Below are 23,763 nucleotides of genomic sequence, written 5' to 3' on the forward strand. Positions count from 1 at the left end.
GGCCACGGCACGGCAGGACCGGGGGCGGGCCCGAAGCGGGCCCGCCCCCTCTCCGTTCTCAGCCGGTGGCGAGGGTGAACACGTGCAGGTCGCCGTTGTCGGGCAGCCGGACGCTCCTGACGGTCTTCCCGTCCGGCGCGGTGAACGGCTCGGTGGCGAAGACATAGGTGGCCACCGGGTCCTGGTCCGCGCCCGCCACGTTGCGGTACGCGCTCCTCGCCACGATCTCGTTGCCGTACTGGACCGAGCCGCCTCCGCCGCCGATGGTCCAGTCGGTGAAGGAGAGACCGACCGTGCCGGTGGTGCCGTCGGTGTAGGTGACGGTCGCCATGGCGGACTGGTTGCCGTTGGTGGCGCTGCCGAGGAACGACAGCCTGGCCGCGGGGGTGGGGAGTTCGATGGTCTGGGCGTTCGCCGTCGCGTTGTCGGGGCGGCCCGCGGGGGCGTCCGGCCAGGTGAAGGCCAGGCCGTCGACCGTGCCCTGGGCGCCCGCGGTGAGACCGCCCGCCGCGAGGGCCTGGCGGGAGTAGCTCCAGCCGCCGCCGTCGAAGTCGGCCTCGGCGTGGTCTCCGGAGTCGTCCGAGACCCCGGTGTTGTCGTAGGCCGCGAGCAGGGTGCCGGGCGCGGCCACGGTCAGGGCGACCGGCTGGGCGTAGGAGCTGTCGGCGGAGGTCACCGTGACCCGCGCGTCGTAGTGGCCCTGGGGGGTGTCGGGGGTGGTGGCGAGAGTGATCCGCTGGGAGCCGTCGGTCACGGTGCCCTCGGCGGGGGTGGCCGTGACGCCGTCCGGGGTCTCGACGCGGAAACGGACCTCGGGGCCGGTGCCGCCGGTCAGGGACAGCGCCCGGATGTCGACCTGCGCGCTGTCGCCCGGGGCGAGCGTCGCGGCCGTCGGGCCGACGCCGATCTGGTACGGCTGCTCACCCTGCCGGAAGGACGGCGGCGGGGACGCCGTGCCCCAGGTGCGGTTCGGGGTGGCGGAGAGGGTGTAGTCGAGCCGGCCGCCGTCGCGGACGAACGAGCTGTCCAGCCAAGGACGGTCGCTGGTACGGCCGTCGACCTTCAGGGACTGGACGTACGGGGCGCCCGACGCGGCGCCCCGGGCCCGTACGGAGATGTCGTTGCCGTCCGGGCGGTCGATCTCCACCCGCTCGAACAGGGGTGAGGCGAGGACGAGTTCGGCGCGGGACGGGACCTGGGGGTACATGCCGAGCGCCGAGAAGACGTACCAGGCGGACATCGCGCCCAGGTCGTCGTTGCCGGGGATGCCGCCCGGGCCGGTCGACCACAGGGAGGTCACCGCCGCGCGGACGGTCTCCTGCGTCTTGTAGGGGGCGCCCGCGTAGTCGTACAGGTAGGGCACGTTGATCGAGGGCTCGTTGTCGAGTTCGGACTTGTCGCCGCCGCTGCCGGTGAAGGCCCAGCCGCCGTCGCTGTCGTGGAAGAAGGCGTCGAGGCGGGCGCGGGCCCGGTCGGTGCCGCCCATCGCGGCGAAGAGACCGGCCGGGTCGTGCGGAACCATCCAGGTGTACTGGGCGGCCGTGCCCTCCACGAACCCGTTGCCGGTGGCCGGGGTGAAGCCGGTGACCCAGCTGCCGTCCGCCCTGCGGTTGGCGATGTAGCCGCCGGTGGGGTCGGCGGCGATGTCGAAGTTGTTCTGCCACCACTGGGCGCGGTCGGCGAAGACGGTCGCCGTGCTCTTCTCCCCCGCTGCCGCGGCGAGTTGGGAGAGGGAGAAGTCGGCGGTCGACATCTCGAGGGTCTCGGCGGCGCCGCCCCAGGCGTTGGAGACAGCCGGCATGTAGTGCTTGTCCAGGTATTTGTCCAGGGACGGGCGCTGGCCCACGGACAGCACCGGCTTGCCCGCCGCGGAGAGGTCCTGGGCCGTGGGAACCGTCGCCGCCCGCACCAGGGAGGCCAGCGCGCCCTTCAGGTCGAAGCCGGTGCCGCCGAAGGCGCGGATGCCGGCCAGGGCGGTCGGCGCGGGGTCGCCGTTCATCACGTGGGTGCCCTTGGCGCCGTGCAGCCAGCGGTCCCAGGTGCCGCCGTTCTGCCGGGCGAGTTCGTAGAGCGACTGGGCGACGTCCGAGCCGGTGCGCGGGTCGAGCAGGGTCAGCAGCTGGACCTGGTCGCGGTAGACGTCCCAGCCGGAGAAGGTGCCGTACTGGGCCCGGTGACCGCGGCCCACACGGTGGACCTCGTCGTCGCTGCCCCGGTAGCGGCCGTCGGCGTCGCTGATCACGTTCGGGTGGAAGAGCGAGTGGTAGAGCGCGGTGTAGAAGGTGGTGCGCTCGGCGTCGGTGCCGCCGCCCACCCGGACGGCGCCCAGGCGGTCGCGCCAGGCGCGGTGGGCCGCGGCTCGGACGGCGTCGAAGGAGCGGCCCGGCGGGTTCTCCGCCCTGAGGTTGGCCTCGGCGGCGGCCCGGCTGACGTACGAGATGCCGACCTTGACGTTCACCGGCCCGCTGCCGGGCGCGAACTCGACGTACCCGCCGGCCCCCTTGCCCGCCACGGGCCGTCCACCGGTGGCGAAACCGCCGGTGCCGCCGGACGCGCTGGTCGAACCCGGGCTCAGCCTGTCGTCCTGCCAGGTGCCGGTCGCGGCGAAGGCGCGGTCGAAGCGGGCGGTGAAGTAGAGGGTGTAGTAGGCGCGTCGGCCCTCGGGATCGAGGTAGCCGCAGAAGTCGCCGGAGGTGACCGAGCCGGAGACGGTCCGGGTGTCCGGGTCGATGGTGACCGTCGAATCCGCGGAGCCCACCTCGGAGTTGGCGGTGCGGACGAGGAGCGAGGCGGGCTTGTCGGCGGGATAGCCGAACCGCGCCGAGCCGGTGCGGGCGGTCGCGGTGAGGTCGGCGGTGACCCCGGAGGCCAGGCCCACCTTGTAGTGGCCGGGCTCGGCGGTCTCGTCGGTGTGGCTGAAGTCCGAGGCGTAGACGGCGTCCTTGGTGTCGCTCGCGGGTGACGAGGTGACCTCGCCCGCGTACGGGAAGAACGGGATGTCGCCGCTGCCGCCCGCGCAGCCGGTGCCGGACATGTGGGTGAGGCTGAAGCCGCGGATACGGGTGGCGTCGTACTGGTACCCGCCCGGCGCGGCCGTTCTGGTCGCGTCGCCTCTGGTGTTCTCGGGGCTCCAGGAGAGCATGCCGAACGGCACGACGGCGCCCGGGAAGGTGTCCCCGCCGTTCTTGCTGCCGATCAGCGGATCGACGTACGCGGTGGGGTCCTTGACGAGTTCGGGTGGTGCGGTCGCGGTCGCCGCGAGGGCGGGGGTGGCCCCGCCGGTCGCGAGTACCGCGGCCAGCAGCAGGGACATGGGTCGGAAACGCATGACGCGGCCCTTCCTCCTCCGGACGGGTCGCGCACCACAGGTCGCACAAGCCGCAGGGACAGTAACGTGCGCCACCGGTAGCACGGAAGACCGCGAGCGCCGGGTGCCGTCGGCAGTCCGGGGGCGGGGTTCACCCGGTCGGGCTACCCGAAGTGGGTTGACATCGTTGTCGGTTGGGGCGGTAGAGTCATGTACAGACCATCAGACAACGTTGTCGCCCGTCACGGGACCGACACAAGCCGCACAGCAACGCGAGCACGGCCAGAAGCACTTCGAGCAACCCCCATCCGGACAGGCCGCCCACCCCCCTCGCCTGCCCGGCTCGCGGACCCGGTGTGCACCGACACCGGGTCCGCCCAGAGCGGATCCCGTACGTCAACCGACCTGACAGGGCAGGTCGGTGGCGCTGTCCCCGCCGTCGCCCTGGACGACGTAGCCGAACGTCGTGCTCTGCCCGGGACTCAGCGAGCCGTTCCAGTCGGCGTTGTGGACCATCACGTCCTGTCCGCCGTAGGTGGCGTTGCCGTTCCAGAGGCTGGCCACCGACTGGCCGCCCGGCAGCGTCCAGTCGACCATCCAGCCGAGCATCGCCACGTCACCGCTGTTGGTGACGGTGACCTCGGACTGGTAGCCGCCGGGCCAGCTGTTGGTCGTGGTCCGGGTGGCGGTGCACGTGCCGGGCGGGGGCTGGGTGGGGTTGCCCGGGTCGTGGATGCCGGTGACCTCGCCGTTGCCGCCGTCGAAGACGACGTCCGAGCAGGAGTAGAAGGTCTCCGTGCTGTCCGAGCGCTGCCACACCATGTAGATGATGTGCCGGCCGGTCTTGTTCGCCGGAAGCTGCCCGGTCCAGGAGTAGTTGGCCTCGACCGTGCCCGGACTGCCGTTGAGCGGCGGGTGGTCGACGGTCAGGAACGGTGTGTCCTCCATCTCGTCCCAGGTGAGCGGCCGGGTCGGGTCGTAGCCGTCCTTGGTGACGTAGACGTAGAACCAACCCGGGTGCGCCGCCCAGGCGTTGTAGGAGAAGTCGACGGTCGCGCCCGAGGTGAGGTGGGTGACCGGCCAGTCGTCGCGGGGCAGGTCGAAGCCGGTGAAGTTGGGGTTGCCGCCGCTGCACAGCTCCCCGTCGGGGACGAAGCCGCGGGTGCGGCCGGCGCCGTCCGAACGGAGCACGGAGAACCAGTTGTAGAACGGTGTGGTCCCGCTGACCTGCTGGGCCGCCTTGCAGGCCGGGTTCACGGGCTTGATCTCGCCGGTGTCGGTGAGCGCGTCCTGCCAGCACAGGAAGGTCCGGCTGCCCGGCTTCATGGGCGTGCCATGGGCCTGGGCCGGGGCACCCGCGGCCAGGATCAGCGCCAGGGCGGGCACGGTGGTGAGAAGCGCGAGAAGGGTCAGGAAGAGGGCGCGGCCCCGGGTCGGAAGGGGTAATCGGGGGATTCCCGGGCGGTAGGGATGCCCGTTGATTGTCATATGCATGACATTTCAGCCTCTGTGTGGGGTGAACGGTCGTGCGCGGGTCGGGTGCTGACGGCGGGACGGGAGCGCGCCCGGCGCGCCGGCGGGTTCCGGTCCGCCGGCACATGGGAGCGCTCCCATCCCGCTCTTCTGTGAAGCTAGCGCGGACGGGGGCGGCTGTAAACGGTGTGGAAGGGACGCACCGTTCCGGTCGTGACGCGGCATCCGGTCCGTGGACCCGGGACACCCGTACCGCCCCGCCCGGCGACCGGGAAGTACGGCCCGCCGTCCCAGCGGCGTCCCGGCGGCTCCGCGACGCCGCAGGTCAGAGCGCTGCCGACATCCCGCCCTCCCAGGGTGCCCGGATCCCCTTGGCGGGCGGCGGACCGCCCCGAAAGCCTTCTGCCGCCAGGCCACCGGGGCACCGGGGCCGGGCCGAGGCCGAACGGTGAGATCCCCGCCGGACCAGCGGGGGTCGTCGGTGAGGTGGCGGGGACCTGCGTCCCGACGCCTCCAGGACCGCGCCGCCGCCCTCGACGGAACCGACGGTGCGGCACCGAAGCCGCCGCACCGCACCACGGCGAGGGCAAGCGCCTCGCCCGAACACACGGGAGGAACCATGAAGAAGCGCGGGATCACCGCCGTCGCCGCCGGCCTCGCGGCCGTCGCCCTGGGGTTCACGCCGGGCACGGCCAACGCCGCCGACAACCAGCCGCTCAGCGCCAGCACCACGGGGGCGTCCGTCTCGCTGACCGTCGACTGGACCGGTTCGGAGTCGTTCACCCTGCGCAACGTGAAGCTCAGTGACACCTCCTGTGACGCCCACCCGGTGTACTTCCACGTCACCGCGCCGGGCTTCCAGTTCCCGAACCACTGGAACTCCAGCGGCTGCGGCACCACCAGCACCTGGAGCAGTCTGTCGGGCAGCCTGGAAGGCGGCATCCACAGCCTCGGGGTGACGGTCTGCCGCGACACGACCTTCGACAACTGCAACTCGTCGGGCGTGTCGATCAACCCCTACGACTGATCCCCCGACAGCCGATTCCCCGACGGCGTCGGCCGTCGACGACCTGCCCGGCGGCCCGGACGACGTCCGGACCGCCGGGTTTTCCTGTTCCGTGTACGGCCTCATACCCGAGGCCGACGCCGGGGCTGTCGCGCACCCGCCGCTGTCGCTGAGGCCGACCGGCGTCCGGATCAGTCCAGATACGGCGGCAGCGTGTCGCCCTTCTTGAAGTCCGCTATGTGGATCTCGCAACTCTTCGCTGCCGCAGCGACGTTGAGAGCATCGGCCCAGGCGTTCAACTCCAACGTGCCGTCGTCAGGCATGCCCCTCAGCCCGACATAGTGCGTCTTGCCGTCGATGAGGCCCGTTTTGTCGCGAAGCAGGTGAATGTGGGGGTTCCTCAACCGCAGGTAGTCCGTGGCCGTGTCGGCCGGCGGCGGCACAGTTGTCTCCGGCCCCTCCGGTGGCACCGGCACATGCGAGATCGGCTTCCAATCGCCTCCCGCCCACAGGGACCATTCCCCGGTGGGGTTGTTGTCGGGATGCGGGACGATCAGCACGTCGGGGGTGAGGATCTGGAGGTACAGCGAGGCCCATTCGAAGTACGTGTCCGAGTAGCCCTTGGTTATCAGGTCCATGTTCAGCGACAAGATGCCGGTCTTGCTGGTCGCACGGATGGCCGCGGGCCCGACGAAGAGGATGTCGGACGTACAGGTGGGCGGGACTTTGTCGTACGTGACCATGGGTGGCTCCCTTCGTGTCCCGAGGCAGGCACGGTGCCTCGGGATCTTCCGTGGAGACGGGATGGGGCCTGTCGGTGTGAGCTGCTGCGTTTCGGTGTAGTCACGAAGGCCGAGCTCACCCGGACTTCCATTCAAGCACCGGTCAAGTGGGGCTGCGAGTTGAGAGAGTTGGGTGGGCCGAGACGGTGACCGCGGCCAGCCGCTGTGCGGTCCGTCAGCCTGTGCGGCTACCGGACGACGTTGATGACGACACGGACGCCGACTCCGTTGCCGCCGACGCCCATCAGGGCGATCCCCGACGAGAACGGCCCGAGAATGCTTTGCGGAGTCTTTAACCCGCAGCGGACTGCGTGAGCCCCGACGCCTACGCCCCCTGGAGGGAACAGGACAGGCCACGGCCCGAGACGTGGACCTGGCCCAGGAACGACCGCCCCGCGCTCCGGATCAGATCGACCGCCCGGTTTTTCCTAGACCGGCGCGGTCCGGGCGCGTAGCGGCGACTCGGCGGGCGGGAGTTCGGTGACCGGGAGTTCCACCGTGAACTCGGTGCGCCCCGGTGCGCTCTGGACGTCGACACGGCCGCCGTGGGCCGCCGTGATCGCGGCGGCGATCGCCAGGCCCAGGCCCGAGCCGCCTTCCGGGACACCGGCACGGGTGCGGGAGGTGTCGGCCCGGGTGAAGCGTTCGAAGACGGCCGGGAGCAGGTCGGGCGGGATGCCGGGGCCGTCGTCGCGGACCCGGATCACCGCGGTGCCGGGGGTGGTCTCCAGCGTGGCGGTCACGGTGGTGCCCGCCGGGGTGTGCACCCGCGCGTTGGCCAGCAGGTTGGCCACCACCTGGTGCAGCCCGGACTCGTCGCCGCGCACCAGCAGCGGTCCGTCCAGGGCGAGTTCGAGCCGCCAGACATGGCCGGTACCAGTCACCCGCGCGTCCCACACCGCCTCCGCGAGCAGCGCGGCCATGTCCACCTCGGCGGACGGCAGCGGGCGGCCCTCGTCGAGGCGGGCCAGGAGCAGGAGGTCCTCCACCAGGCTGCGCATGCGCGCGGACTCGGCGTAGACCCGGCGCCAGGCCAGGCCGGCCTCGATACGGTCCGTGCCGCGGTTCATCAGCTCCGCGTACCCGGCGATCGAGGCGAGCGGGGTGCGCAGTTCATGGCTCGCGTCGGCCAGGAACCGGCGCATCCGCTCCTCGCTGCGGCGCACCCGTTCCTCGCCGCGCTGCCGTTCGGCCAGGGACGCCTCGACGTGGTCGATCATGCGGTTGAGGGCGGCGCCGACCTGGCCGGCCTCGCTGCCGGGGTCGGTGTCCCGCTCGGGCACCCGGGTCAGGCCGGTCGCCTGGCCCCGGCCGAGGGGCGCGTGGGAGACCTCGACGGCGGTGGCGGCGACCCGGCCGAGGGGGCGCAGTTGCCGTCGTATCACCACCGCGCACACGGCTCCCGCCGCGGTCAGGCCGACCGCGGCGACCGCGAGCTCGATCTCCACCAGGCCGTCGATCGTGTCCAGCACGTCGTCCATGGGCAGCCCCGTCAGGACCCGGATACCGCCGGCGTCCAGGGCGGCGACCCGGTAGGTACCGAGGCCGGGGACCGTGCGGGTGCGGGGCGAGCCGTCCTGGGCGATGCCCTCCAGGGCGGCGGTCTGGGCGGTGCTGAGCGATCGCGGGCGCGTGTCCTGGCCGACCACGGCCGCGCTGAGGATGTCGCCCCTGGCGTCGACGCGGGCGGCGAGCAGGCCCGCAGACCGACCGCCCTCGTCGAGGAAGGCCAGGTCGTGGGTCAGCTCCGGGTGCAGGGCGGCGGCGCCGGCGTCGCGTTCGACGGCGTCGCCGACCCGGTCGTCCAGGTTGCCCATCAGATAGGCGCGTTGGGCGAGCACGGTGGTCAGTACCGTCACGGCGCAGACGCAGACCAGGACCACGGTGACGAGGACGAGCAGACGGGTGCGCAGCGACCGGCTCCGCGGCCGGGGCGTCGCCTGCCGGGCGGTCGGCCGGGCGGTCATCTGCCACCCTCCGCGGGGCGTACGACGTGTTCCGCGGGGCGTACGACGTGTTCCGCGGGGCGTACGACGTGTTCCGCGGGGCGTGCGGGGCGGAACACCGGAGGCCGGCCCCGGCCGTTCGTGCGGCGCAGGCCGGCGAGGTCGCCGCCGGGCCGCTGGGCGCCGGGGCCGCCGGACGCGGGACGGGGTCGCCGGCCGGCGTCCGCGACGGCGGCGGAGAGCGGCGCGGCGAGACCCGGTTCGTCGTCGACGACCAGGACGCGGACTCGGCCGGTTCGGGACCCTGCGGTGGCGGACATGTACCAAGTCTGTGCCGGTTGGCTGGGGGAACCCTGTGTTCCGACTGAGCTTTGGCGATGTCACGTGTAGGCAACACGCACAGGGGGCGGCGGCCGGTGGCGGCAACACGGAAGGGCCGCGCCCCCGTTGACCGGGGACGCGGCCCTCACAGGACCCTGCGGGCTGCTGCTGACTACTTGCGGATCAGGCTGCGCAGCACGTACTGCATGATGCCGCCGTTGCGGTAGTAGTCGGCCTCACCGGGGGTGTCGATCCGGACGACCGCGTCGAACTCGACGCCCGTGTCGGTGGTGACCTTGACCGTGCGCGGGGTGGTGCCGTTGTTGAGTTCCTCGACACCGGTGAAGGAGAAGGTCTCCTCGCCGGTCAGGCCGAGGGACTCGGCGGTGGCACCCTCCGGGAACTGGAGCGGCAGGACGCCCATGCCGATCAGGTTCGAGCGGTGGATGCGCTCGTACGACTCGGCGATGACGGCCTTGACGCCGAGCAGCGCGGTGCCCTTGGCGGCCCAGTCGCGGGACGAACCGGAGCCGTACTCCTTGCCGGCCAGGACGACCAGCGGGATGCCCTGCTCGATGTAGTTGCGCGAGGCGTCGTAGATGAACGCCACCGGCGCGTCCGCCTGGGTGAAGTCGCGGGTGTAGCCGCCCTCGGTGCCCGGCGCGATCTGGTTGCGCAGGCGGATGTTGGCGAAGGTGCCGCGGATCATGACCTCGTGGTTGCCGCGGCGGGAGCCGTAGCTGTTGAAGTCGCGACGCTCCACACCGTGCTCGGTGAGGTACTTGCCGGCCGGGGTGTCGGCCTTGATGGCGCCGGCGGGCGAGATGTGGTCGGTGGTGACCGAGTCGCCCAGCTTGGCGAGGACGCGGGCGCCGGCGATGTCGGTGACCGGGGCCGGCTCGTGCTGCATGCCCTCGAAGTACGGGGGCTTGCGGACGTAGGTCGACTCGGCGTCCCACTCGAAGGTGTTGCCGGTGGGGACCGGGAGCGACTGCCACTGGGCGTCGCCGGCGAAGACGTCGGCGTAGGACTTGTTGAACATGTCCTCGCCGATCGCGTTGGCGACGACGTCGTTGACCTCGGCCTCGGTCGGCCAGATGTCGGACAGGTAGACCGGCTTGCCGTCCTGGTCGGTGCCGAGGGCGTCCTTGGTGATGTCCACCTTCATGGAACCCGCGAGCGCGTAGGCGACGACCAGCGGCGGGGAGGCCAGGTAGTTCATCTTGACGTCGGGGTTGATCCGGCCCTCGAAGTTCCGGTTGCCGGAGAGGACCGAGGTGACCGCGAGGTCGTGGTCGTTGACGGCCTTGGAGACCTCCTCCGGCAGCGGGCCGGAGTTGCCGATGCAGGTGGTGCAGCCGTAACCGACCAGGTTGAAGCCGACCTTGTCGAGGTAGGGGGTCAGGCCCGCCTTCTCGAAGTAGTCGGTGACGACCTTGGAACCCGGGGCGAGCGTGGTCTTGACCCAGGGCTTGCGGGTCAGGCCCTTCTCGACCGCCTTCTTGGCCACCAGGGCGGCGGCGACCATGACGTACGGGTTCGAGGTGTTGGTGCAGGAGGTGATGGCCGCGACGGTGACCGCGCCGTGGTCGATCTCGTACGTGGTGCCGTCGGGGGCGGTCACGGTGACCGGGTTGGACGGGACACCGTTGGTGGTGGCCGGGGCGTCGGAGGCCGGGAAGGACTCCTTGCCCGCCTCGTCGGCGGTGTCCACGTAGTTGCGGACGTCGGTCTTGAACTGCTCGGCGGCGTTGGCGAGGACGATGCGGTCCTGCGGGCGCTTCGGGCCGGCGATCGACGGGACGACCGTGGAGAGGTCCAGCTCCAGCTTCTCGGAGAAGTCGGGCTCGGCCTTCGGGTCCAGCCAGAGGCCCTGCTCCTTGGCGTACGCCTCGACGAGCGCGACCTGCTGGTCGCTGCGGCCGGTCAGGCGCAGGTAGTTCAGGGTCTCGCCGTCGATCGGGAAGATCGCCGCGGTGGAGCCGAACTCCGGGGACATGTTGCCGATGGTGGCGCGGTTGGCGAGGCTCGTGGCCGCCACACCCTCGCCGTAGAACTCGACGAACTTGCCGACCACACCGTGCTTGCGGAGCATCTCGGTGATGGTGAGGACGAGGTCGGTGGCGGTGGTGCCCGGCTTGAGCTCACCGGTCAGCTTGAAGCCGACGACGCGCGGGATGAGCATGGAGACCGGCTGGCCGAGCATGGCGGCCTCGGCCTCGATGCCGCCGACGCCCCAGCCGAGCACGCCGAGGCCGTTGACCATGGTGGTGTGCGAGTCGGTGCCGACCAGGGTGTCCGGGTAGGCCTGCCCGTTGCGCACCATCACCGTGCGGGCCAGGTGCTCGATGTTCACCTGGTGGACGATGCCGGTGCCCGGGGGGACGACCTTGAACTCGTCGAACGCGGTCTGGCCCCAGCGCAGGAACTGGTAGCGCTCCTTGTTGCGGCCGTACTCCAGCTCGACGTTCTGCTTGAAGGCGTCGTTGGTGCCGAACTTGTCGGCGATGACGGAGTGGTCGATGACCAGTTCGGCCGGGGCCAGCGGGTTGATCTTCGCCGGGTCGCCGCCGAGCTCCTTCACGGCCTCACGCATGGTGGCGAGGTCGACGACACAGGGGACGCCGGTGAAGTCCTGCATGATCACGCGAGCCGGCGTGAACTGGATCTCCTGGCTGGGCTGGGCCTGCGAGTCCCAGCCGCCGAGGGCGCGGATGTGGTCGGCGGTGATGTTCGCGCCGTCCTCCGTGCGGAGCAGGTTCTCCAGCAGCACCTTCAGGCTGTACGGAAGGCGAGCCGAGCCTTCCACCTTGTCCAGCCGGAAGATCTCGTACGACTCGTCGCCCACGTGCAGCGTGCTGCGGGCGTCGAAGCTGTTCGCCGACACGACAGTCTCCTTCATTGATGTGCGCGTACCACCACGATCCTGCCGCCACGCCGACTTGGCCGTTCCACTAAGGTAAGGCTAAGTTAGGTAACCCTTAGTCGGGTGGCGGTCCCGGTGCGCCTGGCAGATATCTCGATGTCGAGATAACTCTAGTACACCAGGGCCGGATGGTCATGCCCGGCGCCCCCTCTCCGCGTCGGCGGAAGTTCACGCGCTCCTGTCGCGAGCAAAAGCAACAGCACTTGTATAAGCACTGTTACGATGCGGTCCATGGCCGACCCCCGTTCACCCGATCCGACGCAGGAGAGCCTCTGGCGGCCCCTGCGGCTGCTCCAGGCGTCGATGGACGCCGACATCGCCCGGCTCTACGCCGAACGGCAGATCGACGGGCTCAAGCCCAGCTACGTCATGGAGTTGCTCCGGCTGCACGCCCAGGGGCCGATGACCATCGCGGAACTGGCCGAGTCGGTCCAGCGCACGCATTCGGCGCTCAGCCAGAAGGTCGCGGCGATGCGCGAGGCCGGGTGGGTACGGACCGTCGTGGGCGACGACGCGCGCACCAGGCAGGTGACCCTCACCGACAGGGCCCGGCGCGTCGTGGGCCGTCTGGCCGCGGAATGGCGGGCCACCGAGGCCGCCCTGGCCGAGTTGGAGGCCGAGATCCCCTACCCGCTCTCCCGGGTCGTCGCCGACATCGAGCGGGCTCTGGAGCACCGGAGCTTCCACGACCGGATCGCCGGGAAACTGGCCGAGGACCCCGGATGGGAATGAGACGCACGCTGATAGACGTGACTCCGTTACGGAGCTCACCCCCGTTCCGGCGGTTGTGGATCGGACAGACCCTGTCCGGTTTCGGCAGCCAGATGACCCTCGTCGCCGTGATGTTCCAGGTCTGGCAGTCGACGAGGAGCACCACGTGGACGGGTGCCGTCGGGCTGGCACAGGCGATCCCCGTCGTCGCGTTCGGACTCTTCGCCGGGTCGCTCGTCGACCGGGGGGATCCGCGGAGGTTCCTCCTGCTCACGACCGGCGGGCAGGCGCTGTGTTCGCTCCTTCTCGCAGTACAGGGCTTCTTCGGCCGCCTCCCCGCGGCCGGCGTCCTGGGGCTGGTCGCACTCCAGTCCTGCTGCGGCGCGGGCGGCGGCCCGGCCGCACGAGCCGTCCTGCCGCGGCTGCTGCCCGAGCACCGGCTGGCCGCCGGGCTGGCGTTGCGACGGATCGCCTTCCAGGGCGCCATGCTGCTCGGTCCCGCACTGAGCGGACTGGTCGTGGGCGGACTGGGAGCGGGTGCCTGCTACCTGCTGGACGCCCTGACCTTCATCGCCGCGCTGTACGGCGCGTTCGGCCTGCCGCGGGCGGAACCCGCGGCCGGGCCGGCTCGCTCCGGGCCGCGCGGAGTGCCGGCCGGTCTGGCCTTCCTGGGCCGCACCCCCGTCATTCGTGGCGCCCTCCTCGCCGATCTGGCCACCACGGTGCTGTCCATGCCCGTCAGCCTGTTCCCCCTGGTCAACGCCGAGCGGTTCGGCGGCGACCCGCGCACCCTCGGACTGTTCCTCACGGCCGTCGCCGTCGGCGGTGTCGTCGCGTCGCTGTTCTCCGGGACCTTCACCCGGTCCCCGCGCCCCGGCCTGGTCATGCTCGGTGGATCCGCGGCCTGGGGTGTCTCGTTGACGCTGTTCGGCCTGTCCTCCGGCCCCTGGGCCGGTCTGGCCTTCCTCGTCGCGGCCGGCGCCGCCGACACCGTCTCCGTCGTGTCCCGGAGCACGGTCGTCCAGCTGCACACCCCGCACGATCTGCTCGGCCGCGTCGGCGCCGCCGAGCAGATCGTCGGCCAGGCCGGACCCGACATCGGCAACCTGCGCGGCGGTCTGGTCGCGGACGCCACCTCGGGCACGGCGGCGCTCGTCAGCGGCGGTCTGCTCTGCCTGGCCGCCGTCGCCATAGTGGGCGCAACCACCGCAGAACTACGCAATCCAACCAGCGATCGGCCGAACGGGTAGTCTCGCTGACACGACGTCACTCGAACGGACCCCCCAACAAGTGCCATCTCATATCTGAGATAACCTCTGTCTCATGTCAGACGACTACCTCGTACGCATCGGCAAGCTCATCCGTGACGCCCGGCAACACCGCGGCTGGACACAGGCACAGCTGGCGGAGGCGCTCGGCACCAGTCAGAGCGCCGTCAACCGCATCGAACGCGGCAATCAAAACATCAGCCTTGAGATGATCGCCCGAATCGGTGAAGCCCTGGACAGCGAGATCGTCTCACTGGGCTACGCGGGCCCGATGCATCTGCGGGTGGTCGGCGGTCGCCGGCTCTCCGGTGCGATCGACGTGAAGACCAGCAAGAACGCCTGCGTGGCCCTGCTGTGCGCCTCGCTCCTCAACAAGGGTCGCACGGTGCTGCGCCGGGTGGCCCGCATCGAGGAGGTGTACCGCCTGCTGGAGGTACTCAACTCCATCGGCGTGCGCACCCGCTGGATCAACGACGGGGTGGACCTGGAACTGGTGCCGCCGGCCGACCTCGACATGGCCTCGATCGACGCCGAGGCCGCCGTACGCACCCGCTCGATCATCATGTTCTTCGGTCCGCTGCTGCACCGCATGGACCACTTCAAGCTGCCGTACGCCGGCGGCTGCGACCTGGGCACGCGGACCATCGAGCCGCACATGATCGCCCTGCGCCGGTTCGGTCTCGACATCGCGGCGACCGAGGGCCAGTACCACGCCCAGGTCGACCGGGCGATCCGGCCCGACCGCCCGATCGTGCTGACCGAGCGCGGCGACACCGTCACCGAGAACGCGCTGCTGGCCGCCGCCCGCCACGACGGCGTCACCGTCATCCGCAACGCGTCCTCCAACTACATGGTCCAGGACCTCTGCTTCTTCCTGGAGGCGCTGGGCGTCCGCGTAGAGGGCATCGGCACCACCACCCTGACCGTGCACGGCGTCCCGAACATCGACGTGGACGTGGACTACTCCCCCTCCGAGGACCCGGTCGAGGCGATGAGCCTGCTGGCCGCGGCGGTGGTGACGGAGTCGGAGCTGACGGTGCGCCGGGTGCCGATCGAGTTCCTGGAGATCGAGCTGGCGGTCCTGGAGGAGATGGGCCTCGACCACGACCGCAGTGCCGAGTACTTCGCGGACAACGGCCGCACCCGCCTGACCGACCTCACGGTCCGCCCCTCCAAGCTGGAGGCGCCGATCGACAAGATCCACCCCATGCCGTTCCCCGGCCTGAACATCGACAACGTCCCCTTCTTCGCCGCCATCGCCGCGGTCGCCCAGGGCAAGACGCTGATCCACGACTGGGTGTACGACAACCGCGCGATCTACCTCACCGACCTGAACCGCCTCGGGGGGCGCCTCCAGCTCCTCGACCCGCACCGGGTCCTGGTGGAGGGCCCGACCCGCTGGCGCGCCGCCGAGATGATGTGCCCGCCGGCCCTGCGTCCCGCCGTGGTCGTCCTGCTGGCGATGATGGCGGCCGAGGGCACGTCGGTGCTGCGCAACGTGTACGTCATCAACCGCGGCTACGAGGACCTCGCCGAACGCCTGAACTCGATCGGCGCCCAGATCGAGATCTTCCGGGACATCTGACGCGCGGTATCTCCGGGACTTTTGGCGCGCGGCGGGCTACGGGCAGGCCGAAGGTCACGGCTTCAGCGCCACGGCTCCCAGCTGGGGTACGACCGCGGGGTCTTCCCCGGGCTCCGGCCGCCACAGCGAGCAGGACACGAGCCCGGGCTCCAGGAGCGTGAGCCCGTCGAAGTACTGGGCGACCTCCTCGCTGCTGCGGGCGGTGACCGGCGGTTTGGCGTTGGCGTTCCAGAACTCCATCGCCTCGAGCTGGAGGTCGCCGCCGAGTTCGGGCTCCGTGGTGGGGTGGGTCAGTACGAGATAGCTGCCGGAGGGCAGGGCTTCCACGAGCCGACGTGCGATGGCCCGCGCCTCGTCACCGTCGAGGACGAAGTTGAGGATGCCGAGCAGCATGAGTGCGGTGGGCTTGGTGAAGTCGAGGGTGCGTCCGGAGACGCGCAGAATGGTGTCCGCGTCGTGCACATCGGCGTCGATGTAGTCGGTGGCGCCTTCCGGGGAACTGGTCAGCAGGGCGCGGGCGTGCGCGAGCACGACGGGGTCGTTGTCGACGTACACGATCCGCGACTCGGGGGCGATCCGCTGGGCGATCTCGTGGGTGTTCTCCAGGGCCGGCAGACCGGTGCCGATGTCGAGGAACTGACGGATGCCGTGCTCCTCTGCCAGACAGCGCACGGCGCGGCCGAGGAACTCCCGGTCGGCGCGCGCGATGTCGCGTATGACGGGGATCATTCCGGCAACATGATCGCCTACCTGCTGGTCGACCTCGTAGTTGTCCTTGCCGCCCTGCCAGTAGTTCCACACGCGAGCGTTGTGCGCCGTCTTGGTGTCGAGTCGCTGCCCTGCGGCGGTGGCGCCCTGGTTCTCGCTCACGTCTTCCTCTCCTCGCATGCTCAAGAACCGCATGTAATAAGGCACTTGCGGTCACGGCTGCGCCATCGCACATCGGTGGGCGTCATTCTGCCGTACCCCGCCGTCGTCGTGTCGGGGGGTGCCGGTGATGGTCAAGAGTGCGTCATGGGGCGGTGGCTGGTGAGAGGCGCGCGGGTCGGTCGCGTACTGGACGGAGCAAGCAGCTGTGACTCCCGACGAAGGGCGACTCCTTGAACCCGCGACGCATCGTTCCGAGCCTCGTCGTAGGGCTGGCCTCCGCGTTCCTGCTGGGTGCCTGCGGCTCCTCGGCCGACACCGGCGGTGTCGCCCCGGTGACGCCGGCCGCGTCGGACCCCGCGCCCTCCACCCCGGCCGCCGCCTCGACGCCGGGCGACGGCGGCGGGTCCGCGAGTACGGCCCCGGGTGTGACCACCGGAGTGGCGGCCCGGGCGGTCGACGGGATCGGCACCGTCGTCACCGACGACAAGGGGATGGCCCTCTACCGCTTCGACGAGGACCAGCCGAGTCCGTCGAAGTGGACCTGCTCCGGCACGTGCACGAAGACGTGGATCCCTGTCATCGTGCCGGAGACCGTGCAGGCCTCGGGGGTCCGGCAGAGCCTCCTCGGTACGGTCCACCGGAACGGTCGGACGCAACTGACCCTCGCCGGCTGGCCGCTCTACCGGTACGTCGGCGACACGGCGTCCGGTCAGGTGAACGGGCAGGGGAAGAACGGCGAGTGGTACGCGGTCACCCCGTCGGGACAGAAGTCCACCACGACGGGGTGACGGTGACGGCGGGCCGGCTCCGACTCACCGTCAGCCCTTCCGGTTCCGGTCGGCCCACCAGGAACTCCCGTGCGCCGTAACGGATTTCCAGGACCTGTTCCGCTTGAACGGTATCTCGAAGATCTTCGAGAACAGCCACGCCGTGAACACCGCGACCGGCAGGCCGACGACGAGCGTGAAACAGAACGTGGGCAGTCCACGTGCCACGAAGTGCGGGGCGACACGGCGGATCACCGTCATGACGATCGGCAGATGGATCAGGTAGAGGCTGTAGGAGAGGTCGCCGAGGGCCCGCACGGGACGCGTCGTCAACAGCCGTACGAGAAAAGCTGGTTGACCGGTGGCGACCGCGGCCAGGAGCATCGCCATGGCCGGCGCGATGGCCAGGTCGATCCAGAAGTAGTGGTTCACCGTCCACACGGAACCCCGGAGGGCACCGAGCGCCAGGACGGGCAGCGCGGCCAGGACGGCGAGCCACCCCCACGGCAGCCGCCGGACCCGGTCCGACGCGCCGACGACGCCCGCGCCGATCACACCGGCGGCGAACACCGGAGCCAGATGCGGGGCGAGCCAGTTGTCGCCCTCCACGGGGGACGCGCCGGCGGCCATGAGTCCGCCGGCGGCCACCGGGAGGGTGACGCACGCGGCCAGGACCGCGGCACCCCACCGCCGGCGCAGGAACAGCAGGACGGGGAAGAGGAGGTAGAGCTCGGCCTCCACCCCTATCGACCAGAACGCGCCGTTCGGCGTCGGAGCGGTGACCACGTCCTGGGCGAGGAGGCCGTACACCAGCACGGTCGTGCCGGTGGGCGGCCCGAAGTGCGAGGCCGGCACCACGAGATACGAGACGAGCAGACTCATGGCCAGCGCGGCCCAGTACGGCGGCAGGATGCGCCAGGCCCGGCGGCGCAGGAACTCGCCCACGCCGCCCGACCGCCAGCCGTGCCGGGCCGGGGAGATCGCCAGCGAGAACCCGGACAGCACCAGGAAGAAGACGACGGCGAGCCGCCCGAACATCAGGCCGTCCAGCCAGGGCGGCGCCGAACTGTCGGGGTAGCCGGGGAAGGTGTACAGCCAGCAGTGGAACAGGACCACGTACAGCGCCGCCAGTCCGCGCAGCCCGTCCAGGCCCCGTACTTGCCGGCGGTCCCGGGCTCCGGCCTCCCGCGACTCTGGCGTCTCCCCCGTCTCCGGCGTCTCCCCCGTCTTCCGCGCTTCCCGCGTCTCCTGCGCTTCCCGGCGAGCGGGGGCGGCCAGGTCGAGGGCGCTGCCCGCCGAGCTGTTCGAGTGCACTGAGATCGTCCGGCCCTTCCCCTGGTTCACCGGCCCCCGTGCGCCGGCGACGTCGCCGGGCGGCCCGGTGCCGTCCGCGGCAACTGGTACGTGACGCCGGTCCGGGCCGTTCAACGGGCGGCCACCGCGGGGATTGACGGCACCGCATTTACTTAGAGTAGCCTTGCCTAAGTTGACCGTCTCCGGAGGGTGGCCGGTGGGATCAGGGGAACTGTCGGGGCGGGACGTCCTGGGGAGCGCGGTCAAAGGGCAGGGACGGCGGGTCGCGGCCGGTTCGGTGCTCGGCTCTCTGCACCAGCTCGGGGAAGCCCTGGTCCCGGTGCTCGTCGGCGTGGTCGTGGACCAGGCCGTGGCAGGACAGGACGCCGGGCGGCTGGTGCTCTGGCTGGCCGTCCTGGGCGTCATGTACGTGTGCCTGTCGTGGAGTTTCCGGCTCGGTGCGCGGGCCGGTGAGCGCGGCGCCGAGGAGGCCGCCCACGAACTGCGGCTGGCGATCGTACGCCGTGTCCTCGACGCGCGGGGCGGGGCCGAGAACGACCGGCTCTCCGGGGAGCTCGCCAACGTCGCCACCGAGGACGCGAAACGGGTCGGCGCCGTCAACATGGCGCTGATGAGCGGGATCTCGGCCGCCGCGGGCATCGCCGTGAGTGCCGTGGCGCTGCTGCTCACCTCTCTGCCGCTCGGTCTGATCGTGCTGCTCGGCACGCCCGTGCTGCTGTGGCTCGGACATCTGCTCAGCAAGCCGCTGGAGCGGCGCAGCGCGGCCGAGCAGGACCGGGCCGCGGGCGCAGCCGGGGTCGCGGCCGACCTGGTGGCCGGGCTGCGGGTGCTCAAGGGGCTCGGCGCGCAGCAGGCGGCCGTCGAGCGGTACCGCCGCACCAGCGGGGACTCGCTCGCGGCCACCCTGCGCGCCGCGCGTGCCGAGTCCTGGCAGACAGGACTCGTCCTGGCCCTCACCGGCGGGTTCATCGCGCTGATCGCCTGGGTGGGCGGACGGCTGGCGCTCGACGGCTCCCTCACCCTGGGGCAGTTGGTGTCGGCGGTCGGCCTCGCGCTGTTCCTGCTGGGGCCGTTGGAGACGTTCGCCTGGGTCAACGCCGAACTGGCGCAGGGGCGGGCCTCCGCCGCCCGGATCGCGGACGTGCTCGCCGTCCCGCCCGCCGTCGTCGGCGGGGACGAGCCGGTCCCGGACGTGGTGCGCGGGGAGCTGCGGCTGCGCGGGGTCCGGCTCGGCGGGCTCGCGGGGCTCGACCTCGACGTGGCCGCCGGGCGGCTGACCGGCATCGCGGTCACCGATCCGGCCTGTGCCGAAGCCCTGTTGAGCTGCCTGGGCCGGGAGGCCGACCCGGAGTCGGGGTCCGTCGAACTGGACGGGGTGCCGCTGACCCGGCTGGACCCGGCGGGGCTGCGCGCCACGGTGCTGGTCGCCGCGCACGACGCCGCGTTGTTCGAGGGGTCACTGGCCGGGAACGTACTGCCGGAGGACGCAGGAGTGGACGACGGAGACCGAGGGGAGCCGGATCCGAGGACGGACGCCGCCATGGCCGCCGCCGACGCCGACGAGGTCGCCCGGTCACTGCCGCACGGCGCGGCCACCGGGGTGGGCGAGGGCGGCCGGTCGCTGTCCGGCGGGCAACGGCAGCGCGTCCTGCTGGCCCGGGCCCTGCGCGCCGGGCCGCCCGTCCTGGTCGTGCACGATCCGACGACGGCCGTGGACGCCGTCACCGAGGCCCGAATCGCCCAAGGAATACGGGAGTTGAGACAGGGGCGGACGACGGTCGTGGTGACCAACAGCCCGGCGCTGCTCGCCGTGACCGACCGGGTGGTGCTGCTGGACGGCGGCCGGGTCGGAGCCGAGGGCACCCACGCCGAACTCGCCCGCACCGACGAGGCCTACCGCACGGCGGTACTCGCATGACCGGCGCCACAGGACCGAACGGAACCGCGAAGCCGCACGGGAGCATCGGGCCGAACCAAGGTGTCGATCCGGACGGGACCGCGAAGCCGCACGGGACCGCGGACCCGCACGGGAACGTCGGTCCGGACGGCGGCATCGGGCCGGGCGGAGGAGACGGGCCGCGCGGAGGAGACGGGTCGGGCGGGAGTGTCGGGTCCGGCGGGAGTGTCGGGTCCGGTGGTGGGCGGGATCTGCTGCCTACGGCCTCCGCCGCCCGCACCCGGGCCGTCGTCCGTGAACTGTTGCGTCCGCAGAAGGCGTTGGCGATCGCCGGCTTCGGCACGCTGGTGGTCGCCACGGCCGTCGGACTGCTCACCCAGCCACTGCTCGGGCGCATCGTCGACGTGGTCACGGAGCACCGCTCCCCCGCCGCGCTCACCTGGCCGGTGCTCGGGCTCGCCGGCGTCGCCCTGGTCCAGGGTGTCACGACCGCGCTGGGCATGTCCCTGGTCTCCCGGCTCGGCGAGACCGCGCTCGCCCGGCTGCGCGAACTGTTCGTGGCACGCGCGCTGTCGCTGCCGTTGGAGCGGCTGGAGCGGGCGGGCTCGGGCGACCTGAACGCCCGGGTCACCCGGGACGTCTCCCGGGTCGCCGACGCGGTCCGCGGCGCCCTGCCGGAACTGGCCCGCTCCGCCCTGTCGATCGTGCTGACTTTGGGCGCCCTCGCCCTGCTGGACCGGCGGTTCCTGCTGGCGGCACTGGTCGCCGTGCCGGTACAGGCGCACACCGCGCGCTGGTACGTCCGCAACGCCGTGCCCCTGTACGCGCGGGAACGGATCGCCACCGGGGCGCAGCAGCAGCAGTTGCTGGACACCATCGGCGGGGCGCGGACGGTCCGGGCGTACCGGTTGCAGGACGGCCACACCCGCCGGGTCGACGAACGCTCGCGGGCCGCGGTGGAGCTGACCATGCGCGGGGTGCGGCTGGTACTGCGCTTCTACAGCAGGCTGCACATCGCGGAGTACCTGGGTCTCGCCGCCGTACTCGTGACCGGGTTCCTGCTGGTGCGGTCCGGAGCCGCCTCGGTCGGCACGGCGACGGCCGCCGCCCTGTACTTCCTCAGCCTCTTCGGACCGGTCAACACCGCGCTCGTACTGCTCGACGACGCCCAGTCGGCGACCGCGGGACTGGCCCGCCTCGTCGGGGTGGTCGACGAGCCCGCCGCCGGCGCGGACCCGGACGGTCGTACGGCCGCCGCGGACCCGGACGGTCGTACGGCCGCCGCGCCGGGCCCGCACGCCGTGACCGTCACCGGAGTCACGCACGCCTACGCGCCCGGCCGCCCGGTCCTGCACGGCGTCGGCCTGGAGGTGCGGCCCGGGGAGCGGGTCGCGCTGGTCGGCACCACCGGGGCGGGCAAGACGACCCTCGCCAAGCTGGTGGCCGGACTGCACCGTCCGCAGGCCGGCCGGGTCGACGTCGGCGGCGCCGAACCGGACGCCGCCGGCGGTCTGGTGGGCCTCGTCACCCAGGAGGTGCACGTCTTCGCGGGGCCGCTCGCCGACGACCTGCGGCTGGCCCGCCCCGAGGCGGCCGACGGGGAGCTGCGGGAGGCGCTGGCCACCGTGGGCGCCCTCGGCTGGGCCGAGGCGCTGCCGGACGGTCTCGACACGGTCGTCGGCGACGGCGGCCACCGTCTGACCGCCGACCAGGCCCAGCAACTGGCGCTGGGCCGACTGCTGTTGGCGGATCCTCCGGTCGTCGTACTGGACGAGGCGACCGCGGAGGCTGGCAGTTCGGGCGCCCGGCTGCTCGACGAGGCCGCCGAACGGGCGCTCCGGGGCCGTACGGCACTGGTCGTGGCCCACCGGCTGAGCCAGGCCGCCACCGCCGACCGGGTGGTCCTCATGGACGGCGGCCGGGTCGTGGAGGAGGGCACCCACGACGAACTCCTGGCAGCCCGGGGCCGGTACGCGACCCTGTGGCGCGCCTGGACGGACCACCGCGCCCCCGCAGGAAAACCGGCAATCGCCGACACCCCCGACGGAAAACGGGCCACCGCCGACGCCCCCGCAGGAAAACCGGCCACCGCCGACGCCCCCGCCTGACCTCCCGCACGCGCGAGACCCGCCGCAGGACCCGTTGCAGAACTCTTCGCAGAACCCACCGCAGGACCCGTCGCCGAAGAACAGAAGGATCACCCGATGCCCCGCGCCACCAGAGTCTCCAGGCTCACCGGTCTGCTCACCTCCGTGCTCCTGCTCGCGGCGACGGCGGTCGCCTGCGGCTCCTCCGACTCCGGGGACGGCTCCGGCTCGTCCTCGGCCGGCGGATCTGGCTCCTCCGCGTCCGCCGGCGCCTTCCCCGTGACGATCGCCCACAAGTACGGCAGTACGACGATCAAGTCCGAGCCCGAGCGGATCGTGACCGTCGGCCTCACCGACCAGGACGCCGTCCTCGCCCTCGGCAAGGTGCCGGTCGGCACCACCGAGTGGCTCGGCGGCTACAAGGGCGCGATCGGGCCGTGGGCGCAGGACAAGCTGGGCGGCGCGGCGGCGCCGACCGTGCTGAAGGACACCGGGACCGGCCCGCAGGTGGAGAAGATCGCCGCCCTGCGCCCGGACCTGATCCTCGCCGTCTACTCGGGGCTGACCAAGGCCCAGTACGAGAGCCTGTCGAAGTTCGCGCCGGTCGTCGCCCAGCCCGGGCAGTACAACGACTACGGCGTGCCGTGGCAGCGGCAGACCGAGGAGATCGGACAGGCGCTCGGCAAGGCGGACCAGGCCAAGACGCTGGTGGCCGGGGTCGAGGCCAGGTTCGCGGCGGCCGGGAAGGCGCACCCGGAGTTCGCCGGCGCGAGCGCCGTCATGGCGACGCCGTACGAGGGCACGTTCGTCTACGGGAGTGAGGACCCGCGTTCCCGGCTCCTCTCCGACCTGGGCTTCTCGCTGCCGAAGGACCTCGACAAGGTGATCGGGGACCGGTTCGGCGCCAACATCAGCAAGGAGCGCTTCGACCTGCTCGACCAGGACGTGGACGTGTGGATCGTGCCGGACACCACCACGGCGGTCACCAAGCTGCACGCCGACAAGGTCTACGCCGACCTGAACGTGGTGAAGCAGGGGCGTGAGGTCTTCATCAAGGAGACCGGCGACTACGGCAACGCGGTGTCCCTGTCGACCGTGCTGAGCATCCCCTACGTGCTGGACCGGCTGGTGCCGCAGCTGGCGGCGGCGGTGGACGGCAAGGCCTCGACGAAGGTGGCGCAGCCCGCCGCGTAGTCAGGACGGAGAAGCGGGGGCCGGTCCGGGACCGGCCCCCGCTTCGGTGCCTCAGGCGCCTTCGACGAGACTCCTGGGCCGCAGGTCCGTCCAGTTGGCCTCGATGTGCTCCAGGCACTCCTGCCGGCCCGCCGGGCCGTGGACGACCGTCCAGCCTGCCGGTACGTCCACGAAGTCGGGCCACAGGCTGTGCTGGCCCTCGTCGTTGACGAGGACGGTGTAGACGCCGTCGGGGTTCTCGAACGGGTTGCTCATGTCAGCGGGTCCTTGCCTTCCGGTCGGTGCGGTGCGGGGTGGATCGGTGGGGTG

Annotated in this window: 17 protein-coding genes; 8 read left to right on the forward strand and 9 right to left on the reverse strand. The window is 71.7% G+C overall.

What is annotated here, in order from left to right:
- Positions 1 to 58 precede the first annotated feature (58 nt).
- Both AAW13_RS03830 and AAW13_RS03835 read right to left on the reverse strand, forming a co-directional pair.
- Positions 59 to 3,328 (reverse strand): GH92 family glycosyl hydrolase, encoded by a 3,270-nt coding sequence (locus tag AAW13_RS03830; protein ID WP_046729137.1) that lies wholly within the window; start codon positions 3,326 to 3,328, stop codon positions 59 to 61.
- A gap of 375 nt (positions 3,329 to 3,703) precedes the next feature.
- Entirely contained in the window at positions 3,704 to 4,795 is a 1,092-nt protein-coding gene (locus AAW13_RS03835; protein WP_046729138.1) for a lytic polysaccharide monooxygenase auxiliary activity family 9 protein, read from the reverse strand.
- 604 nt (positions 4,796 to 5,399) lie between these two features.
- On the opposite strand from AAW13_RS03835, the gene AAW13_RS03840 reads away from it, so the two are divergent.
- A complete protein-coding gene (locus AAW13_RS03840) occupies positions 5,400 to 5,807 on the forward strand; it encodes a hypothetical protein (RefSeq protein ID WP_052768534.1) in 408 nt (135 codons plus the stop codon).
- A gap of 170 nt (positions 5,808 to 5,977) precedes the next feature.
- Here the strand turns inward: AAW13_RS03840 and AAW13_RS03845 are convergent, their stop codons facing one another.
- From AAW13_RS03845 to acnA, 4 genes are all read right to left on the reverse strand, one after another.
- Complete coding sequence (locus tag AAW13_RS03845) at positions 5,978 to 6,529, reverse strand: hypothetical protein (RefSeq protein WP_046729139.1); 552 nt, start codon at positions 6,527 to 6,529, stop codon at positions 5,978 to 5,980.
- A 467-nt stretch (positions 6,530 to 6,996) separates the two neighbouring features.
- A complete protein-coding gene (locus tag AAW13_RS03850; RefSeq protein WP_046729140.1) occupies positions 6,997 to 8,535 on the reverse strand; it encodes a sensor histidine kinase in 1,539 nt (512 codons plus the stop codon).
- Positions 8,532 to 8,834 (reverse strand): hypothetical protein, encoded by a 303-nt coding sequence (locus tag AAW13_RS44665; RefSeq protein ID WP_046729141.1) that lies wholly within the window; start codon positions 8,832 to 8,834, stop codon positions 8,532 to 8,534. The genes AAW13_RS03850 and AAW13_RS44665 overlap by 4 nt, the downstream gene beginning before the upstream one ends.
- A gap of 173 nt (positions 8,835 to 9,007) precedes the next feature.
- Positions 9,008 to 11,722, reverse strand: coding sequence for an aconitate hydratase AcnA (gene acnA / locus AAW13_RS03860; RefSeq protein WP_046729142.1), 2,715 nt, complete (start codon positions 11,720 to 11,722; stop codon positions 9,008 to 9,010).
- 270 nt (positions 11,723 to 11,992) lie between these two features.
- Here acnA and AAW13_RS03865 point away from each other — a divergent pair, with 270 nt between their 5' ends.
- From AAW13_RS03865 to AAW13_RS03875, 3 genes are all read left to right on the forward strand, one after another.
- Positions 11,993 to 12,493: a MarR family winged helix-turn-helix transcriptional regulator gene (locus AAW13_RS03865; protein ID WP_046729143.1), complete on the forward strand. Its 501-nt coding sequence runs from the start codon at positions 11,993 to 11,995 to the stop codon at positions 12,491 to 12,493.
- On the forward strand, positions 12,484 to 13,722 hold the full coding sequence (locus tag AAW13_RS03870; protein WP_046729144.1) for an MFS transporter: 1,239 nt from the start codon (positions 12,484 to 12,486) through the stop codon (positions 13,720 to 13,722). The genes AAW13_RS03865 and AAW13_RS03870 overlap by 10 nt, the downstream gene beginning before the upstream one ends.
- Positions 13,723 to 13,795: 73 nt before the next feature.
- A complete protein-coding gene (locus AAW13_RS03875; protein WP_046729145.1) occupies positions 13,796 to 15,325 on the forward strand; it encodes a helix-turn-helix domain-containing protein in 1,530 nt (509 codons plus the stop codon).
- Positions 15,326 to 15,379: 54 nt separating this feature from the next.
- Here the strand turns inward: AAW13_RS03875 and AAW13_RS03880 are convergent, their stop codons facing one another.
- Positions 15,380 to 16,213, reverse strand: coding sequence for an SAM-dependent methyltransferase (locus tag AAW13_RS03880; protein ID WP_107483229.1), 834 nt, complete (start codon positions 16,211 to 16,213; stop codon positions 15,380 to 15,382).
- 212 nt (positions 16,214 to 16,425) lie between these two features.
- On the opposite strand from AAW13_RS03880, the gene AAW13_RS03885 reads away from it, so the two are divergent.
- Positions 16,426 to 16,983 (forward strand): hypothetical protein, encoded by a 558-nt coding sequence (locus tag AAW13_RS03885; protein ID WP_052768535.1) that lies wholly within the window; start codon positions 16,426 to 16,428, stop codon positions 16,981 to 16,983.
- A 30-nt stretch (positions 16,984 to 17,013) separates the two neighbouring features.
- Here AAW13_RS03885 and AAW13_RS03890 read toward each other — a convergent pair whose 3' ends face one another.
- Entirely contained in the window at positions 17,014 to 18,276 is a 1,263-nt protein-coding gene (locus AAW13_RS03890; RefSeq protein ID WP_240528526.1) for an acyltransferase family protein, read from the reverse strand.
- A 196-nt stretch (positions 18,277 to 18,472) separates the two neighbouring features.
- On the opposite strand from AAW13_RS03890, the gene AAW13_RS03895 reads away from it, so the two are divergent.
- From AAW13_RS03895 to AAW13_RS03905, 3 genes are all read left to right on the forward strand, one after another.
- Entirely contained in the window at positions 18,473 to 20,194 is a 1,722-nt protein-coding gene (locus AAW13_RS03895) for an ABC transporter ATP-binding protein (RefSeq protein ID WP_206306143.1), read from the forward strand.
- Positions 20,195 to 20,328: 134 nt separating this feature from the next.
- The gene (locus AAW13_RS03900) at positions 20,329 to 22,281 is read left to right on the forward strand and encodes an ABC transporter ATP-binding protein (RefSeq protein WP_079178704.1); all 1,953 of its coding nucleotides are present in this window, start codon (positions 20,329 to 20,331) and stop codon (positions 22,279 to 22,281) included.
- A 96-nt stretch (positions 22,282 to 22,377) separates the two neighbouring features.
- Positions 22,378 to 23,454 carry an iron-siderophore ABC transporter substrate-binding protein gene (locus AAW13_RS03905; protein ID WP_046729147.1) on the forward strand — a complete coding sequence of 359 codons (1,077 nt, stop codon included), beginning with the start codon at positions 22,378 to 22,380 and terminating at the stop codon, positions 23,452 to 23,454.
- A 51-nt stretch (positions 23,455 to 23,505) separates the two neighbouring features.
- On the opposite strand, the gene AAW13_RS03910 is transcribed toward AAW13_RS03905, so the two are convergent.
- Positions 23,506 to 23,709, reverse strand: coding sequence for an MbtH family protein (locus tag AAW13_RS03910; RefSeq protein ID WP_046729148.1), 204 nt, complete (start codon positions 23,707 to 23,709; stop codon positions 23,506 to 23,508).
- Positions 23,710 to 23,763: the final 54 nt, after the last annotated feature.

The organism is Streptomyces humi (genome assembly GCF_001005085.2).
GTDB lineage: Bacteria > Actinomycetota > Actinomycetes > Streptomycetales > Streptomycetaceae > Streptomyces > Streptomyces humi.

What these genes read in the sequence shown, in the direction of transcription:
- AAW13_RS03830 (WP_046729137.1), bottom strand. Translation starts at nt 3,328, where the DNA reads ATGCGTTTCCGACCCATGTCCCTGCTGCTGGCCGCGGTACTCGCGACC.
- AAW13_RS03835 (WP_046729138.1), bottom strand. Translation starts at nt 4,795, where the DNA reads ATGACAATCAACGGGCATCCCTACCGCCCGGGAATCCCCCGATTACCC.
- AAW13_RS03840 (WP_052768534.1), top strand. Translation starts at nt 5,400, where the DNA reads ATGAAGAAGCGCGGGATCACCGCCGTCGCCGCCGGCCTCGCGGCCGTC.
- AAW13_RS03845 (WP_046729139.1), bottom strand. Translation starts at nt 6,529, where the DNA reads ATGGTCACGTACGACAAAGTCCCGCCCACCTGTACGTCCGACATCCTC.
- AAW13_RS03850 (WP_046729140.1), bottom strand. Translation starts at nt 8,535, where the DNA reads ATGACCGCCCGGCCGACCGCCCGGCAGGCGACGCCCCGGCCGCGGAGC.
- AAW13_RS44665 (WP_046729141.1), bottom strand. Translation starts at nt 8,834, where the DNA reads ATGTCCGCCACCGCAGGGTCCCGAACCGGCCGAGTCCGCGTCCTGGTC.
- AAW13_RS03865 (WP_046729143.1), top strand. Translation starts at nt 11,993, where the DNA reads ATGGCCGACCCCCGTTCACCCGATCCGACGCAGGAGAGCCTCTGGCGG.
- AAW13_RS03870 (WP_046729144.1), top strand. Translation starts at nt 12,484, where the DNA reads ATGGGAATGAGACGCACGCTGATAGACGTGACTCCGTTACGGAGCTCA.
- AAW13_RS03875 (WP_046729145.1), top strand. Translation starts at nt 13,796, where the DNA reads ATGTCAGACGACTACCTCGTACGCATCGGCAAGCTCATCCGTGACGCC.
- AAW13_RS03880 (WP_107483229.1), bottom strand. Translation starts at nt 16,213, where the DNA reads ATGCGAGGAGAGGAAGACGTGAGCGAGAACCAGGGCGCCACCGCCGCA.
- AAW13_RS03905 (WP_046729147.1), top strand. Translation starts at nt 22,378, where the DNA reads ATGCCCCGCGCCACCAGAGTCTCCAGGCTCACCGGTCTGCTCACCTCC.
- AAW13_RS03910 (WP_046729148.1), bottom strand. Translation starts at nt 23,709, where the DNA reads ATGAGCAACCCGTTCGAGAACCCCGACGGCGTCTACACCGTCCTCGTC.